Here is a 16,905-nt window from a genome sequence, read left to right on the forward strand (position 1 = left end):
TTTATGGGCTCAGGACAAGGCGGCCTGCGCGCGTGGCACGCGCCCGCGCAGCAAGGCGGATAGGCCGAACGCGCTGAGCAGACCGATCGCGCAAAACACCGCCCAAGGCAGCCATGGCCAATGTCGCGTTGCGGCCACGTCGATCAGCCAGCCGCCGGCGACGTTGCCCAGGCCGCCGCCCACCGCCAGGCTTAGCGAACTCACGCCCAGGTAGGTGCCCAGCGCGCGCGGGTCGGCCAGCTCGGCGATCAGGGTCTGCTGGGTGGGGCGCGTCATCAGCGCGCCGACCGAGAACGCCGCCACGCAAGCCAGGAACGCGGCGTAACCCGAGACCAGACCGATCGCGCCGACCGCCAGCGACATCAGGCTCACGCCCGCCACCAGCACCTGCGCCGACGTCCAGCGCCGCTCCAACCAGCGCACCAGCAGGTATTGCAAGGCCACCGTAAGGCCGGCGCTGACCGCGAACATCAGGCCGACGCTGGCGACGTCGCCGGTGAGGCGCTGCGCAAGCAAAGGGAAACTGATGTTGATCTGGATGGCGACGAACCAGTACAGCATCATCAAACCGACCAGACGCAGGAAGCGCGTGTCGCGCCAGACCAGGCCCAGACCGCGGCTGGGCGGCGCGCGGTCGGGCATCTCCACGCGCGGCAGCAGCGCCAGGGCGACCACGAAGTTGAGGGCGAAGCAGGCCGCGGCGACCAGGCACACCACGCGGAAATCGAAACGCAGCAGGGCCACGCCGATCAGCGGCCCCAGGGTGGTCGCCACGCCGCTGACCCAGTTGCTGATCGCGTAGTAGCGCGGCCGCGTCTGCGTGGTGGTCAGGGCCGCGATCGAGGCCTGGTACGGGGCCTCGAACAAGGCCCCGCCCAGCGCCGACAAGACCATCGCCGCCAACAATGCGGGCAGATCGCCCGCGAAGGCGAGGCTGGCGAAGCCCAGCGCGCGCAGCAGCACGCCCAGGCAGATCATGCGGCGCGCGCCGTAGCGGTCCGAGAGCAGGCCGCCGACCAGGGCCAGGCCCTGCTGGGTGAGCTGGCGCACCGCTAGCGCCAGGCCGACCGCGGCGGCCGCGAAGCCGAGATCATTGACGTAGTGCACCGCCACCAGCGGCATCAGCATGGCGAAGCCGCTCACCATGAAGAAGGTGTAGACCAGCAGGCCGTTGAGTCCACGCCGCCGGCTGCGGTCGTCCATGGGCGATGCGGATGCGCTCATGCGGCCGCGCGCGCGCCGTCGTCGTCGTAGCCGGGCGCACGATACAGGTGGATCGGCGTGGGATCGGCGCTGAACTGCGAGAACGGGAAGGGCTCGGCCGACACCGCAGCCACGCCGTGACCGAGGAAGCGCGGCACGATCGCGCTGCCGGTCTGGGCGTACACCACCAGCGGCACCGCGCGTGCGCGCAGCGTGGCCAGGATCTCGTCGAAGGAGCCGTTGCTCAGGGTCATGCCGGTGGCGATCACCAGATCGGCCTGGGCCAGGACCGGCCCCATGTCGCGCACGACCGGCGTGCCGTCCTGGGTGCGCTCCAGATTGAAGTCGCAAGGCAGGCAGACGCCGCCACGCGCGCGGATCGCCGCCACCAGCGGATTGACCACGCCGATCAGGCCCACGCGCATGCCCGGCTCGATCCGCAGCAGCCCGGCGATGGCCTCGTCGCGCGCCTGGGCGCGTTGCAGCGGCGTGCCCGCCGGCAACAGGAAGCGCTGCGCACGCACGTCCTCGCGATGCGGGCAGGTAAGCGACAGATAGGCGTCGAGCGCGGCCACCCGCACCGGCGTGCGCGGGTCGCGCAAGAGTTCGGCCACGCTGCGGCCGGACAGTTCCTCGGCGACGATGGAGTCGAGCTGCTCGCGCTCCAGGCAGCAGCCGCCGAAACCGGCCTCCACGCGCAGCACCAGGTAATAGTTGCGGTACTTGGTGTCGGTGCCCGGAAACTGGGTGCTCTGACGCACCCAGAAGGCGCCCACCGCGTGCAGGGTTTCGGGATCGGGGCCGTACTCGCCGCGCAGCACGGCCTGGGTGAGGTCGGCGACGGACGCGGGGGATGAGGATGGGTGGGACATGGGCGCTCTCCGGGAGACGGTGTCAGGGGAATGCGGCGTAGCGCAGGCGTACGCGACTCAGCGCGCGCTCGGCGTGCGCGCGTGCGCCCTGCCCCTGCGGGTCGACCGCGACCACGTGACCCAGGTAGCAGGCGTTATCGATGGGCTCGGCGACGTCGCTGCCGGCGATCGACGCCAGCGTCCAGCGCGCCAGATGCGGATCGGTCGCCAGACTGTCGGCGCCCTCGACCGCTTCCACACGTCCGCCGCGCGGCGGCACCAGGAACTTGATCGCGGCGCTGCTCACGCCGGTGGCGCGCGGCGTCAGATCCGGTGCGCGGCCCAGCGCCAGCTCGATCTGCGCATCCAGCAAATCGATGCCGGTCACGCGCTGGATCAGTTCGACGATGTAGTTGCCGCCCGGACGCGGATTGATCTCGATCACGCGCGGCCCGTCGGCGGTGAGCCTGACCTCGGTATGGCTGATGCCGTGATCGTGGCCGACCGCTTCCAGCGCGCCGCGCACCAGCGCGATCGTGGCCTCGGCCTGGGCCGGTCCCAGGTGGGCCGGAAACATGTGGCCGTCCTCGATGAAGTAGGGAAAGCCCGCCAGGCTCTTGTCGGTGATACCGATCACCGTGGTCTCGCCACGGTAAGTGCAGGCCTCGACGCTGACCTCTTCGCCCTGCAGGTATTCCTCCAGCAGCACCAGCGGCACCCGCTCCTGTTCGCGGAAATTGCGCGGGAACTGCTCCAGCGCGTCGTAGGCCTCGCACAGCTCGACCTCGTCGCGCACCAGGCGCACGTAGGCACTGGAGGCCAGGTCGGTGGGCTTGAGGATCAGCGGATAGCCGATGCGCTGCGCCTCGACGCGGGTCTGCGCCCAGTCGGCGGTCACCGCGAATTTCGGATTGGGCAGGCCGGCGCGTTCGATCGCCACGCGCACCCGATCCTTGCGCCGCTCCATCACCACGTTGGCCGAGAACGCCTGCGGCAGGCCCAGGGCTTGCGCGACCTGGGCTACGGTGTCGATGTAGTAGTCGCAGATCGTGACCACGCCGTCGAAAGTCAGGATCGCATGCTGGGCGCGCAGGAATTCGATCAACGAGGGGACGTCGTTGGTGTCCCAGCTCAGCACGTGATCGGCGTGCTCGATCGCCGGATGGATTTCGCGCGTGCGCGGGTCGCGGTAGTGATCGCGGTTGCGGGTCACGAAGGTGTAGCGGTGGCCGAGCCGGCCGATCGCGGGCGGGAAGATGCGGCCGGTGCCGCCGACCCAGCTTTCGATCATCAACAGATGCGCCATGGCGCTGCTCCTTCAGGGGGAATGGGGATGTGCGGGCGCGTAGTCGCGGCGCCGCCACGCCATCGCCGACCACGGCAGCGCCAGCTCGTCCAGCGAGGCGATCGGCGTGGGCGCCAGCGCGCGCGGATCCAGCGCGTCCTGGTAATGGGCGAATACGCCGTCGACATAGCGATGTCCGGTGTCGGCGGCGACGAACAGCAGCTTGCGCTCGGGATGCAATGCAGCCTCGCGCGCGGCGACCAGATAGCAACAGCCGGTCGACAGGCCCGCGAACACCGCATGCTCGCGCAGCAGCGCGACCGAGCCGGCCAGGCCGTAATCGAACGACACCCAGTGGACCTGGTCGTAGAGGGCGTGGCGCACGTTGCGGAACGGGATCGAGCTGCCGATGCCGGCGATGATGATGCCGGGGTCTTCCAGGTGCTGGCAGCCGAAGGTCAGGCTGCCGAAGGGCTGCACGCCGATCAGTTCGACCGCGTCGTCGCGCTCGCGCAGCGCGCGCGCGAGGCCGCCGGTGGAGCAGCCCGAGCCGATGCCACCGACGATGCTGAGCGCCTCGCAGCCCAGGGCATCGGCGATGGCCGCGGCCACCGGCGCATAGCCGTCGTAATGGATGTCGTCGTGGTACTGCTGCATCCAGTGCAGACTGGGATCGGCCGCCAGCAGTTCGTGGATGCGCGCCACGCGCAGGCTCTGATCGAGCTTGAGCGTGGCCTGCGGTTCGACCTGTTCGATGGTCGCGCCGAGGATGCGCAGCTGCGTCATCAGAGTGCGGTCCACGGTCTTGGAACCGACGATGCGGCAGTGCAGCCCGAACTTGTGGCAGGCCAGCGCCAGCGCGTAGGCGTAGATGCCGCTGGAACTGTCGATCAGGGTCGCGCCCGGCTGGACCCGGCCGCTAGCCAGCAGGCGTTCGACCGCGACCAGAGTCGAATAGACCTTCATGGTCTCGAAGCGCGCCACGTACAGATTGGCGCCGAGCCGGACCAGATCCGGCGCCTTGATCGCATCGGCGATATGCGCGTGCACGCCGCTCACGGTCCGGTCTCCACGAAGCGGCATTGGTGGCCCAGGCCGCGAAAGAAGGACGAGAGCGCGCCCATGCGCGCGGTACTGGGGCGACGCGCGTACAGGTAGCCGATCAGGCTGCCGGTGTGCGCGACCACGATGCCGTCGGCGCCCAGCGCGCGCCGGCGTTCGAGCAGGGTGTCGAAGGCGCGCTTGGCGATCACGCCCTGGGCCAGGGCGGCGCTGCGGGTGGCGCAATCGCAGATCGCGCGCACATCGTGGGCCGCGAAGGCCTGCAGCATGCGCTGGAGGTTGCCGCGGTAGTCGTCGAGACGGTCGCGATAGTGGCCCAGCAGATCGGCCGCGACCCGCTCGGTCTCGACCGTACCGCCCTCGTCGATGTAGCAGGCGTGCAGGCGCAGCGCGCGCGGAAACGTCCGCACCACTTCCTGGCGGCCGCTGAGGTAGAGCGCGTGGCGGTCGAGGAACACGCTGTCGGAGCGCTCGATCTCGCGCAGCAGCGCGGCCATCAGCGCCGGCGACGAACGCAGCCCGAACACCCGGTCCAGGCAGCGGATGGTGGCGACGATGTCGGCGGTGGAGCTGGCCATGCCCTTGCCGGTGGGCAGCTCGGAGTCGTGGCTCCAGCGGCCCGGCGGCAAGCGCTTGCGGTGGTGCGCGAGGTACAGGCCCAGCGCCTGCCGGCATTTGTCCTTGCCCGCCAGTTCGGCGTCGATATCGCCGTCCTCGCCGGGTGCGAAATGCATCCAGCTGTAGCGCCGCACCGGCAGCGAGATGATGCCGATGTGCAGCTCGCCGTCGCGTTCGTACGGGCCCTGCAGCAGCTCGCCCAGGGTGCCATGGCAGACGCCGCTGTGCACCGCGGCCGATGGCTCGGCCTGCGCGCCGGCGGCGACGCGGGCGCGCGCCGGCGGCGGGCGGTTCGGGTGTTGCCGTTCCTGGCGCAGCATGTTCGCTGTTTCTCCTTGTCGCATCGGACTAAGCCTCGAAATCGACCGCCAGTTGGACCAGGTAGCGACGGCCGTCGGTGAGGCCGAAGCTGTTGTGGCCGTAGAGGTTCCAGGTGTAGGTGTCGCCGACGTTGGCGACCAGCAGACGCAGGGTTGCCGGCGCGTTGCCGAGCTTGAAGCGATAGCGCGCGCCGACGTCGGCCAGGCTGTAAGCGGGCACGCGGTTGCTACCGTCGCGCGAAGCCACGCGTTCGCCGTAGTGGCTCATGGCCAGATCGAACGACCAGCCCGGCCAGCTCGGTGGGCGGTATTCCAGGTCGGCTCGCAGCACGCGCTCGGCCTGGCCGATCGGACGCTCACCGACGCGGCCCTGGCGCACCGCCTCGCCGCTCACGCGCGGACGCATCAGCACCGCGCCGGCGACCAGGCTGAGGTGGTCGCTGGGGCGCCCGCTCAGGCTGAGTTCGACGCCGCGATGGCGGACCTCGCCCTGCACGCCGTAGACGTTGCGCTCGTCGGTGATGAAGTAGGGCTTGCGCACGTCGAACACGCCGGTCACCAGCTTCATCTCGTTGGGCAGCACCCAGCGCAGACCCGCGTCGGTCTGGCGGGTGCGGATCGCCGGCAGCGCCTGATTGCGGTTGGCCGCGTCGTCGGGCGCGACGCCGCTCTCCTCCAGGCCGCGGGTGTGGCCGGCGTAAAGCGCGACGCGCTTGCTCAGATACGCGGTCAGGTTGGCGCTGGGCAGCCAGGGGTCGTCGCGGGTGGACACGCGCGCCAGGCCGGGTTGGTCGACCTGCTTCTCGTAGTGGGTGCGTTGCAAGCCGAGACTGAGCTCGCCGACCTCGCGCCAGCGCCCTTCGTAGGCCAGCCCGCCGGTCCACTGGCGCACCTGGTCCTGGGTACGCGGACCGAAGGCCCAGTCGTCCGGGCGCGGCATCGGCAGCGGATCGCCGAGCCGGCGCCAACCGTAGTCCAGCGCCGGCGCCGAGCCGCCGTACTCGCTGTGCAGATCGCGCCCGCGCACCGCCGCGTGCAACACGTGCAGACGCGGCCCCTCGCTGAAGCTGCGGCTCAGGCGCAGCTCGCCGCTGGTCGAGGCCGAGCGCTGGCGCGGATCGGCGATCACCTTCTCGCGGGTGAGCCCGTCGGGCGTGGTGTCGACGAACAATTCGGCGTAGCCGCTGGGCATCTCGAAGATCGAGCGCACCACGCCGCCGGCCAGCGCCCAGTGATCGCCGAAACGCGCCTTGGCGATCACGCCGTAGTTGCGGCTGTCGTACTCGTTGTCGCTCCAGCGTTGGCCGAAGTGGCGGCGGCGCTGAATTTCGGGCGGCAGGTAGTTGCCGGCGGTCACGATCACCGGCGCGACCTCTTCGTCGCGGCCGCGCGAGATGCTCCAGAACGGCAGGATCTCGACGTGCTCGGACGGCCGCCAGCGCGGCACCACGGCGGCGCGCAGGTAGCGCGCATCGGCGCCGTCGTAGTATTCCTCGCGTGCCCAGGACAGATTGGCGGCGACGCCGAACACGCCCTCGACGATGGGCAGCTTGGCATCCAGCTCCAGCGCGGGCGCGCCGTAGGCGTTGAGCGCGCCCAGCACGCTCAGCACGCGCCGGTCGCCGGCCTTCTTGAGGCGGTAGTCGACGATGCCGGTCGGCGCGGGAAACGGATAGTTCAGGGCCGACAAGCCGACCCGGATCGTCGAGCCTTCGACCAGGGCTGGCGGCACCGTTCCCTGACGGTCGAAGTAGACGCCGTCCATGCGCACATTGCCGGCGTCCACCGGCGAGAAGCCGCGCACCTGCTTGCTGCTGTACAGGCCGATGCTCTCGTTGCCCAGGGTCGCGCCGAACGCGTCCTCGGCGGCGGTCACCGCATTGTCGCCGGCGCGCTGGGCCAGGGCCGGCGATGCGAGCGCGCAGGCCAGCGCCAGTACCGCGGGTTTCATCCGTGCATCGATAGCGGACATGTCACAACTCCGTCGGCCAATGGCGCAGGCGCGACAGCGCCCACGCGGTGAGTGCGGCGGCCAGCAGGCACAGCCACAGCGCGATCGGCGCCACCCTGCCAGCGCGTGCCGACGGCGGTGCCTGCGGTCCCGACCAGACCGGGATCGCGTCGTAGTCGGTGAAGTTCAGGCGCCCGTAGCTATCGGCGGGCGTGCGCGCGGGCGTCGCGACGATCTGGCGCTGCAGGCGCGGATAGAACCAGTCGCGCAAGCGCAGCTGATAAGCGCGGGTCTGCGCTTCGAAGCGGCGATGACGCGCGAGATCGGTGCCGGCCAAGGTCGCCAGCGCGGACTGCAGACCCAGCGACGGCGACAGGTACGCGATCAGATCCGCGGCGCGTTCGCGACCGATCCGCGCCTGCGTCTGCTGCCGTTGCAAGGGCTGCAACCGCCGCTCCAGTTCCGGCGTGAGAAAGCTCAGACGCGTCGCGTAGTCGATGCTGCCGACGCGTTCGACCACCGTGGCGAGATCGGTCCGACGACGGAAGGCGGCGGCGACGATCTCGTCGCGATGCTCGGCGATGGCATCGTTGGCGCGCCGTTGCGCGTCCACCATGCTCGCCGCCGAAGGCGCCGGCGCGAACGCGGCCGCCGCGGCGCCGCCGGCCAGCGGCACGCCGATGGTGAGCAACGCCCATACCGCGACCAGGGTCGAGATCGCAGCCGCGGCGCTGGACCAGCTGGCGGCGACCGCGAAGCCCAGCGCCAGCCAGAACGCCAGGTAGGCGAGTACCAGCGCGATCGCGGTCAGCAACTCGGGCGCGGCCGCCGTCAGGTCGGTACCGGCCAGCGCCAGGGCCGCGAGCAGGCCCAGCACCACCGACGGCGCCAGCCACAGCGCGATCGCGGCGATGCGCGCGCCCAGCCAGGCGCGCGGACCGACGTGTTGCGCGGCGATCAGGCGCAGCATGCCGTTGTCGCGCTCGAAGCTGGTCAGCAGGCCGATCAGCAGGATGCAGGCGATCGGCAGCAAGTAGACCAGCACGAAGCCCAGATCGAAGCGCCCCAGGGCCAAGCCGCGCGGATTCTCGAAGTCGTAGACCGGCTCGATACCGAATGGCGTCTCCAGCTTGACCGGCAGGCGCGCGGGCAGCAGATCGCTGGCGCCGACGGCGAGCGCGGAGAGAGGCAGATGCGGCTTGAACGCCTGCGTGCGCAGGAAATAGCGGCTGAACCCCGCCGCGTCGGTGGGGTCCTGCCAGTACGGCAGCTCGCCCGTCGCCGGCGCGGCGTAGCGCTGCGCGCGCTCGCGCACTTGCTGCATCCAGGCTGCGTCGGCCTGGCGCGCATGCTCGATCGCCGCATCCTGCTGCCGGTGCAGGGTGGCGCCGCTGAGCGCGCCCCAGCCCATGGCCAGCACCAGGATGGCGAGCACCAGCCACAGCAGGCGATTGCGGCCCACCTGACGCAGCTCCCAGCGCAACAGACTCGCGAAGGCCGGCGCGCTCATGGCCGCAACCTGCGTGCGGCCAGCCACAAGGCGCCCAGCGCGAGCGCGCACCACAACAGCAGCGACCACAAGGCCGGCGCCGCACTGCCCCAGGCAGCGCTCAGCGCGGGCGGACGGTGCTGGAACGGCGGTATCTGCGCCCACAACGCCGCGCCGCTGGTGTGTTTCGCGCCGCCGTGCTGGGTCGGGTGCGCCATCACGTCCTGGTTCATGCGATTGACCAGCGCGCGCCGATAGGTCTCGGCGCCGTCAATGAAGCCGCGGTGATGGGCGAAATCGCCACCGGCGAAGGCCGGCGACAGGCTCTGGATCGCGATCGCGGGCGACAGCAGGCCCCAACCCGCGTAGGCGCGGTCCTGCGCCAGCACGCGGCCGTAGAAGTCGCCGAGCACGCGGTCGAACACGCGATAGGCGTGGCGCTCGTTCATGTCCAATTCGGCGCCGCGCAGATCGACCTTGAGGTCCTCCTTGCGCTGCGCCCCATGCTGCGCGAGCAGCCTGGCCTGGTTCTCGCGCGCGGTCTCGGCGGTCCAGAACGCGGGCGCCTCGTCGGTCAAGCGCTGCTTGATCGATTGCGTGGAGGGCAAGGGCTGCGCGCGCTCGACCGCGCTGTCGGCCCAGCGCGGCAACACCAGCGCGAACACGATCCACAGGCCGAACAGCAGCGCCAACGCCGTGCGCACGCCGCCGGCGAAGGTCGACGCCGCGATCCCGATCGCGGTCAGCACGCCCAGCCAAGCCGCCATCGCCAGGCTCCACGCGCTCAGGCGCAAGGCGAGATCGGTATCGAACGCATGCTGCGCCGAGGCCAGCACCACCGCCGCCAGCGTCGTCGGCGCCAACAGCGCCAGCAGCAGCGCGGCCCAGATCGCCAGCGCTTTCGCGGCCACGATCGCGCCGGGCCGGGTGGCCGCGCCCAGCGCGAGTCGCAGCGTGCCGCGCTCGCGATCCATCGCCATCGCGCCGAACGCGAGCAGGAACGCGACCAACGGCGCAAATCCGATCAACAGCGCCGCCGGGCTGATCGCACCGGCGCGCTGCAGCGGGCCGGCCTCGCCCTGCGGTCGGTACAGCATGTCGTTCTGCGCATGCGCCTCCAGCCACAGCGCCTGGCCCACGTAGGGCTCGACGCCGGGATCCAGCGCGGCCAGGGTCGGCGCGGGCTTGAATGCATAGATGCTGTAGTGCGCGGCCGAGTGCGGGTCCTTCTCGCCCTGCCCCAGCCAGCGCGCGCGTTCCTGCTGGGCGATGCGCGCCTTGTCGGCATTGGCGCGCGCGAGCTGGGCGGCGTTGAGCGCGAACGCCAGCAGCACCAGCGCGCCCAAACTCAACAAGGCCCACCAGGCGCGACGGTCGCGCCGCAGCAGGGTCCATTCGTAGGCGGTCAGCGAGGCCTTCATCGCGCCAGCTGCTCCAGATACAGGGCTTCGATGTCGGCCGCCGAGAGGTCTTCGGTATGACGCTCGATCAGCAGACGCCCATCGCGCAGGATGCCCAGCCGCTGCGCCACGTCCTTGACCCGATACAGGTCGTGCGTCGCCATCAGCACCGCGATCCCGCGCCGCGCCGCCGCACGCACGCCGTGCGAAAGATCGTTGGCCGCGCTCGCGTCCAGGCCCGAGGTCGGCTCGTCCAGCAGCAGCAGTTGCGCGTTCTTGGCCAGCGCGATCGCCAGGCCGACTTTCTGGCGCATGCCTTTGGAGAAGCCGGCCGCGCGGCGCGCGTGCGCGTCCTCCTGCAGGCCGGCTTCGCTGAGCAGCGCGCGCGCCTGCACGGCATCGAGACGGCGGCCGCCGAGCATGGCGAAGTAGCCCAGGTTCTCGATCGCATTCAGGGCCGGATGCAGCATCACGGTCTCGGGCAGATAGGCGATCCTGGCGCGCGCCTGCAGCGGATCCCGCGTGGCGTCGACGCCGGCGACCTCGATGCGCCCCGCATCGGGCCGCAGGAAACCGAGGATGAGGTTGAGCGTGGTGGTCTTGCCCGCGCCGTTCGGGCCTAGCAGCGCATAGACCTCACCGGGCGCGATCGTCAGCGACAGCGCGTCCAGAGCCTTGCGCTCGCCGAAGTCCTTGCGCACGTCCTGCAGCCGCAACGCGTGGACCTGCGCGGGCGTATCCAGACGACTCACAGGTTCACCTTGAAGGTGAGCTCGACGCTGCGCGGCGCGCCGATCACGATCTGATCGGCGGCGCCACCGGACCAATCGGCGTAGAAGGCGTCGCCGAGATTGCGCCCGTGCAGGGCGATCTCGCCGAACGGCAGCCGGTAGGCCAGCGAGGCGTCGAACACCGTGTGCGCGTCGACGCGGATGCTGTTGGCGTTGTTGGTGTAGAACGCGCCGACGTGACGCAGGCCGGCGCTCAGGCGCAGCGGCAGCGCCTCGAATCGGTAGCTGGCGTAGAGATTGGCGATGCGCTCGGGCACATTGGGCGGCGTATTGCCGGCGCGATCGACGCCGCCGGCCTCGCGCAGCGCGTCGTAGCGCGCGTTCAAGCCCGCCACGCTGGCGTCGATGCTGAGCGCGCGCGTGAGCGCCGCCGACACCGACAGCTCGACGCCACGCGAGGACTGGCGGCCGCCCTGGATCGAGATCGCCGCATTGGCCGGATCGCGGGTGACGATGTCGTCCTGTTCGATCCAGTAGCCGCCCAGGGTCAGATCGATGCGGTTTTCCCAGAACGAGCTCTTGACCCCGACGTCGACGGCGCGGCCATGGGTGAGGTCGAAGCGCGAGTTGGCCAGCGACAACAACGGCAAGCTGCCCACCGGCGCCACCGCCACGCTGTACTGCGCATAGAGCTGGGTTTGCGGCCGCAGGTCGAACACGCTGCCCAGGCGCCAGGACAGCGGATCGTAGTCGCGCTGGAAGCGGGTGACGACGCCGGTGTTGTAGTCGCGCACGCTGCGCTCCAGCTCGACGCGGTCGTAGCGCAGCCCCGCCAGCAGCAACCAGCGCGGCGTCAGGTCCAGCGCGTCCTCGACGAACACCGAGGCGGTGCGCGTGTTGGAATCGAAGTCGACGCGGTTGCCGGCGCCGGGGAAGTTGAGCGCGTCGTCGCCGACCGGAAACAGGCCGCGCTGCGGCGCATAGGGATCGATGGACGCGGCCGTGCCGAAACGGCGCGGCACCTTGAAGTCGCCGTCGCTGAATTCCACGCCGATCGAGGCGCGATTGCGACGCCCGCCCAGCGTGCTGTCGGCGATCAGGGTCGCGCGCTCCACCCAATAGGCCTGCTCGTGTTCGATGCGGGTGATGCCGCGCTTCAACAGGCCGGTGATCGCGTCGTAGGTGTAGGTTTCCGAGTTCAGCCAGCGCCGGGTCGCATCGTAGTAGCTGGCCTCGTTGACGAAGCGCAGGCCGTCGCCGATCTGCCAGCTCAGCCGCGTGCGCAGCCAGTCGCTGCGGGCGGTCTGGGTACCGTCGGCGACGTTGTAGTTGCGGTCGCGCAGCGCACGATCGATTACGTAACCGTTGCTGCTGCGTACCAGGTCGCTGGGGTCGCGCGCGACGGCGCGCGGGACCAGCGGCGTGCCCCAGTAGGCGCTGTCGTAGTCGTCTTCGTAATGGTCCAGCGCCGCGTCGACTTCGACCGCATCGCTGGGACGCCAGCGCGCGCTGAGCGCGGCCGAACTGCTGCGGCTGTCGGTATCGTCGACATGGCCCTCGCTGCGCCGATGGCTGGCGACCAGGCGCAGGGCGAAGCTGGGATCCAGCGGCAGGTTGGTGTCGATGCCGTAGCGCTGGCTGCCGAAACTGCCCCAGCCCAGCAGCAGCGAGGTCGCACGGCCGTCGAAGTCGGGACGCTTGGGCACCAGATTGATCGCGCCGGCCAGCGCGCCTTCGCCGTACAGCACCGAAGCCGGGCCCTTCAGCACCTCGATGCGCTCGAAGCTCCAGCCGTCGAAGTCGCGCGTGATCAGCGGCGCGGCGGTCTGGCGCACGCCGTCGTACAGCAACGAGATCGCGCCACCGCTGAAGCCGCGCATCGAGCTCACGCCCGGCGAGGACGGCAACTGGCCGGCAAGCACGCCCGGCGCGGCGTTGAGCGCGTCGACCGTGCCGCGCAGGCCGCGTTGCTCGATGGTCTCGGCGCTCACGGTCTCGATCGCGGCCGGGGTCTCGCGCGAGCTCAGGCCCAAGCGCGAGGCGGTCGTGGTCGGCGTGTCCAGCAGCGCCTGCCCGGCCGTGCCGCTCACGGTGACCTTATCCAACTGATGCGGCGCGGCCTCCGCGTCCGCGCCCTGGTCGCTGTCGGGCGTCACCGTCTGCGCGAGCGCCGTTATCGGCGCGGCCAATACGCCCAGCGGCAGCAGCGCCGCCATCGTGCGTACCCAGCGCGCGGCCCAGCCCTGCTTGCGCCCGCACTTCACCGCTCTGCGGTCCCCACCACGCCAGTCGTTCACGTCGTTCGCCTTCCCGAAGCTTGATTGAAACGTTATATCATTTCAATCTATAAGCAAGTCGCGGGCGGCGTCAAGACGTTTCGAACAGTCGGCGTATGGCGCAGAGTTGCCGCACCGGCAGCGCAGCCCCAAAAAAAGAGCCCCGCTGCATGCGGGGCTCCTGAAGCGAAGTACGACTGCGATCGCGACGAGCTTAGGGAATCGGATTCCCGCCGCCGCCACCGCCACCACCGCCCGGGCAACCGGCCATGTTGTGGAAGCTGCGCGTGGCGCTCTGGCCATCGGCGCTGCCCACCGTCAGGGTCGCGGTCTGGCCGCTGCCGACTTCGGCGGTGCGTCCGTCGGGCGAGTACCAGATCACGTTGCTCCAACTGTAGGTGTAGGGCGGCAGGCCGCCGTTGACGGTGGCGGTGACGCTCCACGAGTCGCCGCAACCGCGCGCCGAGGCCGGCATGATCACGATCAGCGGACCCAACGGCTCATAGGCCACGCGGTCGTCGTACAGCTGCGCCCAGCGGCCGTCGTAACCGCCGTTCTGCGGCAGCTCCCAGCCATTGAGCAGCCACTGGCCGGCTTCGTAGTTCTCGCGCGTGTCGATGCCGCCGGAGTGCACCAGCAGATCGTGCTGGCGCCAGTAGGCGTTCAAGGACGCGTAGTCGCCGCTGGCGTCGGCGCGATTGCGGTTGTAGCTGTCGCGCCCGGCGCCGCTATAGCCACCGAGCTTGTCGGAACCGGAGATGGTGTCGGCGTTGGTCTCGGCCGAGTACGCGCCCCACAGCCAATCCTTGCCGAGCACGCCGTCGCGGCCGTCGGTCAGGCTGGAGCTGGAGGTGTCGCGCGACAGCACGTAGAAGCGCTGCAGGCCGACCGGCACTTCGACCTGGCCCAGTTCGTTGGTGATCGGCGTGTCGAGCAGGATGTCGGCGGTCTGGCCCGAGTTCCAGTTGATCGACCAGTTCGCGCCCGACCACTGCCCGCCGAACACGTCGGCCAGATCCTGCAGTTCGTAGGTGATGCGCTTGACCAGCGACCACGACACCGTGTCGTCGCGGCCGGCGGCCAGCGCATTCGCGTTGCCGTAATTGATGCTGCTGGCGCCCCAGGCGGTGACCGCGGCGTTGGAGGTCTCCGGCACCCACACGTAGTGCACCGACTTGTCGTCGTCGTTGGTGACTTCGACTTCGGCCGAGTTGTTGGCGGTGCGGCGCGCGGCGATGGTGCTGTAGGCGTCCTGCACGAAATGCAGTTCGTGGCCGTGCGTGCCGAGTTCGGTGTTGTCCTCGTCGGCCTGCCAGATCATCACGTGCTTGCCGCCGGTAACCTGCATGAAATTCAGGTCGGCGCTGCCGTAGCTGCGCATCACGTGGTCTTTGTGGCTGGTGATGGTGACGTGGCCCACGTACTCGCCGACCGCGCCCGGCACGCCGGTCACGCCGCGCACCACGATCTCGATGCGCTCCCAGTCGTGGATCTCGTTGGCCTTCTTATCGACCGGGTGATAGACGTGGTACAGCAGCACCAGGGCCTTGCTGTTGCCGTCCATGTACTCCATCACCGAGGAGTACAGGGTCGGACGGATGCGCCAGTTCGAATAGGCGCCGGTACCCGCGGCCGAGGCCGCGATGTACTGCGACAGCAGGTTGGGCCAGGTGTAGCGGTTGTTGGCGAAATTGCCGTCGCGATCGAAGTCGTAATTCGAAATCCAGTCGCGGCCCTTCTTGCTGCTGCTCTCCTCGGCGCGCTGCATGATCACCGGCGCGTAGTACTGCAGATAGGTCTTGCGCTCGGCCGGCGTCAGCAGCCAGGCCTGCGCGGAGGCCACGCCGCTGGCGAGCACGGCGGCGAGGAACAACAACAGGATCGAACACCAGCGCAAGGACAGGCGCGGTGAGAGAGCGCCAGCCGCTTTGGCGGCGGACGGCGCGGAACGGTTCACAGGGTGCATCGGCGTCTCCTTAATCCATCAAGGCACCTGCCCAGGGCAGGCGAGTTCATGATGCGAAAGGGCTGCCTGCATCGCTCCGCACAGGCTGCGCGCCCCCCGCGACGGTGTTTTGTGCCGTCACGCGCATCGCGTCCATATCTCCACTCGCGCACGCCCGCTGTCAATCGGTTTCGCGGGGCGCCCGCCCGGGCTTCGCCGAACTGGCACATAAAAGGCATAAAAAAAGCCCCGCCGAAGCGGGGCTTTTTGGAAACGCGGCGTACCGTGGATCAGAAGTGGTACTGCGCCGAAACGCCGAACAGGTTCACGTTGCTGCTGTAGGAACCGAACAGGCGCTGGCCACCGGCCGCCGGCGGGGTGACGATGCCGATCTGCGGGGTGTCCGGCTCGATGCGCACGTAGGAGAAGTTCAGCTCGAGGTTCTCGCTGAAGTCCCAGGTGGCGCCGATCGAGTACCAGCGACGGTCTTCGTCCGGCAGGCGCGGGGTGCGTGCGGAGTAGGTGGTCGGGGTTTCGTCGTAGGCGTAACCGGCGCGCAGGGTCCAGGCGTCGTTGAGCTTGTACTCGCCGCCCAGGGCCATGAAGCGGGTCTTGCTCCAGCCGAAATGCTCGACCGAATCCGGATCCGGGTTGGCGAAGTCGATGCGGATTTCCTGCAGCGACGACCAATCGGTCTCGGAGTAATCGGCCATCAGCGAGAACTGGTCGGTGAACTTGTACTCGACGCTCAGGGTGGTGACCGACGGGGTGGTCAGCTTGGCCAGGGCCTTGCCGTCCTGGAACAGCGGACGGGTGGTCGGGCTGGCGCCGAACACCGCGGCGACGTTGCCCGGCACGGTCCAGTCGACGTTGCCTTCCAGCTCGTGATCGATTTCCGAACGGTGCGACAGGCCGATGGCCAGCTTGTCGTTCGGACGCAGGTTCACGCCGATGATCCAGCCCAGGCCGGTGTCGTCGCCTTCGACCTTCGCGAAACCGTCGGCAGCCTGCGGGCGCGCGAACGGCAGCGGACGGGTCGCGGGGTTACCGAACAGCAGGGTGCCGAAGTCGACCGACTTCGACAGCTCGGCCTCGGCCTTTTCCCAGACGATGCCGGCGCCGACGGACAGGTGGTCCGGGACCAGCTCGAACGCGGCCGACAGGGTCAGGTCGACGGTCTTGAGCTCGGACTTGGCGGCGTAGTAGCGGCCGACCCAGCCGGGCTTGTATTCGGTCTTCAGACCGAACGGCGCGCTGACCATGGCGCCCACGGCCAGGCCGTTATCGAACTTGTGGATGATCGACATCGCCGGAACCGGGGTGACGTCGCCGGCTTCGCCGCCGTCGCCGCCGGTCAGCGGACGGCCGAGCACGTCGTAACCGCCGCCGTTGAACTTGGCGTTGAGGTCGATGACGGTGACGTCGGCCTGGAAGGTGGTGCCTTCGAACTGGGTCATCGCTGCCGGGTTGTTGGCGACGACGGAGGAGTCGCCAGCGGCCACGCCGGAACCGGCGAACGCGCGACCCATGGCCTTGACGCTGTTTTCCTTGAGCTGGAAGCCCGAAGCGTGGACCTGGCCCAAAGCCAGAGCGCCGGTGATGCCCAGCGCGAGGGCGGTCAGGCGCGTATAGCGGTGTGCGTGTTGCATGCGTGTAGTCTCCATTGGAGTATTTTTTGGTCTTCCTCGGCCGTCCGCGCGGCTCCGATCTGGCTGGAGCTCGCACCGCCGGAAAGCCCCTCCCGACGTACGACGCCGTATGCACTATAGCGCGG

The 16,905-nt window shown here is 69.6% G+C and carries 12 protein-coding genes; all 12 read right to left on the bottom strand.

The annotated features are described in order from the left end of the window. Positions 1–9: 9 nt before the first annotated feature. Positions 10–1,224, bottom strand: coding sequence for an MFS transporter (locus BMZ45_RS18585; RefSeq protein ID WP_091638013.1), 1,215 nt, complete (start codon positions 1,222–1,224; stop codon positions 10–12). Beyond that, positions 1,221–2,075 (bottom strand): Rossmann-like domain-containing protein, encoded by an 855-nt coding sequence (locus BMZ45_RS18590; RefSeq protein WP_091638014.1) that lies wholly within the window; start codon positions 2,073–2,075, stop codon positions 1,221–1,223. Before BMZ45_RS18590 ends, BMZ45_RS18585 begins: the two co-directional genes overlap by 4 nt. Before the next feature lie 22 nt (positions 2,076–2,097). Further along, positions 2,098–3,360 (bottom strand): ATP-grasp domain-containing protein, encoded by a 1,263-nt coding sequence (locus BMZ45_RS18595; protein ID WP_091638015.1) that lies wholly within the window; start codon positions 3,358–3,360, stop codon positions 2,098–2,100. A 12-nt stretch (positions 3,361–3,372) separates the two neighbouring features. After that, entirely contained in the window at positions 3,373–4,398 is a 1,026-nt protein-coding gene (locus BMZ45_RS18600; protein WP_217643238.1) for a pyridoxal-phosphate dependent enzyme, read from the bottom strand. Beyond that, complete coding sequence (locus BMZ45_RS18605) at positions 4,395–5,339, bottom strand: GHMP family kinase ATP-binding protein (protein ID WP_091638016.1); 945 nt, start codon at positions 5,337–5,339, stop codon at positions 4,395–4,397. The genes BMZ45_RS18600 and BMZ45_RS18605 overlap by 4 nt, the downstream gene beginning before the upstream one ends. Positions 5,340–5,367: 28 nt before the next feature. Further along, positions 5,368–7,311 carry a TonB-dependent receptor domain-containing protein gene (locus BMZ45_RS18610; protein ID WP_091638017.1) on the bottom strand — a complete coding sequence of 648 codons (1,944 nt, stop codon included), beginning with the start codon at positions 7,309–7,311 and terminating at the stop codon, positions 5,368–5,370. Position 7,312: 1 nt separating this feature from the next. Continuing rightward, positions 7,313–8,800, bottom strand: coding sequence for a DUF3526 domain-containing protein (locus BMZ45_RS18615; protein ID WP_091638018.1), 1,488 nt, complete (start codon positions 8,798–8,800; stop codon positions 7,313–7,315). Then, entirely contained in the window at positions 8,797–10,200 is a 1,404-nt protein-coding gene (locus BMZ45_RS18620; RefSeq protein WP_091638019.1) for a DUF3526 domain-containing protein, read from the bottom strand. Before BMZ45_RS18620 ends, BMZ45_RS18615 begins: the two co-directional genes overlap by 4 nt. After that, positions 10,197–10,931 (bottom strand): ABC transporter ATP-binding protein, encoded by a 735-nt coding sequence (locus BMZ45_RS18625; RefSeq protein ID WP_091638020.1) that lies wholly within the window; start codon positions 10,929–10,931, stop codon positions 10,197–10,199. Before BMZ45_RS18625 ends, BMZ45_RS18620 begins: the two co-directional genes overlap by 4 nt. Next, the gene (locus BMZ45_RS18630; RefSeq protein ID WP_139215581.1) at positions 10,928–13,207 is read right to left on the bottom strand and encodes a TonB-dependent receptor; all 2,280 of its coding nucleotides are present in this window, start codon (positions 13,205–13,207) and stop codon (positions 10,928–10,930) included. The genes BMZ45_RS18625 and BMZ45_RS18630 overlap by 4 nt, the downstream gene beginning before the upstream one ends. 193 nt (positions 13,208–13,400) lie before the next feature. Then, positions 13,401–15,152 (bottom strand): SprB repeat-containing protein, encoded by a 1,752-nt coding sequence (locus tag BMZ45_RS18635; RefSeq protein ID WP_175489151.1) that lies wholly within the window; start codon positions 15,150–15,152, stop codon positions 13,401–13,403. A gap of 269 nt (positions 15,153–15,421) precedes the next feature. Next, positions 15,422–16,780 carry an OmpP1/FadL family transporter gene (locus BMZ45_RS18640; RefSeq protein WP_175489152.1) on the bottom strand — a complete coding sequence of 453 codons (1,359 nt, stop codon included), beginning with the start codon at positions 16,778–16,780 and terminating at the stop codon, positions 15,422–15,424. Between the last annotated feature and the right edge of the window lie 125 nt (positions 16,781–16,905).

Source organism: Lysobacter sp. cf310, from assembly GCF_900114355.1.
Taxonomy (GTDB): domain Bacteria; phylum Pseudomonadota; class Gammaproteobacteria; order Xanthomonadales; family Xanthomonadaceae; genus Lysobacter.

Bases quoted from the DNA above. Each gene is read 5' to 3' on its own strand.
- BMZ45_RS18620 (WP_091638019.1), bottom strand. From the start codon at position 10,200: ATGAAGGCCTCGCTGACCGCCTACGAATGGACCCTGCTGCGGCGCGAC.
- BMZ45_RS18590 (WP_091638014.1), bottom strand. From the start codon at position 2,075: ATGTCCCACCCATCCTCATCCCCCGCGTCCGTCGCCGACCTCACCCAG.
- BMZ45_RS18610 (WP_091638017.1), bottom strand. From the start codon at position 7,311: ATGTCCGCTATCGATGCACGGATGAAACCCGCGGTACTGGCGCTGGCC.
- BMZ45_RS18585 (WP_091638013.1), bottom strand. From the start codon at position 1,224: ATGAGCGCATCCGCATCGCCCATGGACGACCGCAGCCGGCGGCGTGGA.
- BMZ45_RS18635 (WP_175489151.1), bottom strand. From the start codon at position 15,152: ATGCACCCTGTGAACCGTTCCGCGCCGTCCGCCGCCAAAGCGGCTGGC.
- BMZ45_RS18605 (WP_091638016.1), bottom strand. From the start codon at position 5,339: ATGCTGCGCCAGGAACGGCAACACCCGAACCGCCCGCCGCCGGCGCGC.
- BMZ45_RS18595 (WP_091638015.1), bottom strand. From the start codon at position 3,360: ATGGCGCATCTGTTGATGATCGAAAGCTGGGTCGGCGGCACCGGCCGC.
- BMZ45_RS18640 (WP_175489152.1), bottom strand. From the start codon at position 16,780: ATGCAACACGCACACCGCTATACGCGCCTGACCGCCCTCGCGCTGGGC.
- BMZ45_RS18615 (WP_091638018.1), bottom strand. From the start codon at position 8,800: ATGAGCGCGCCGGCCTTCGCGAGTCTGTTGCGCTGGGAGCTGCGTCAG.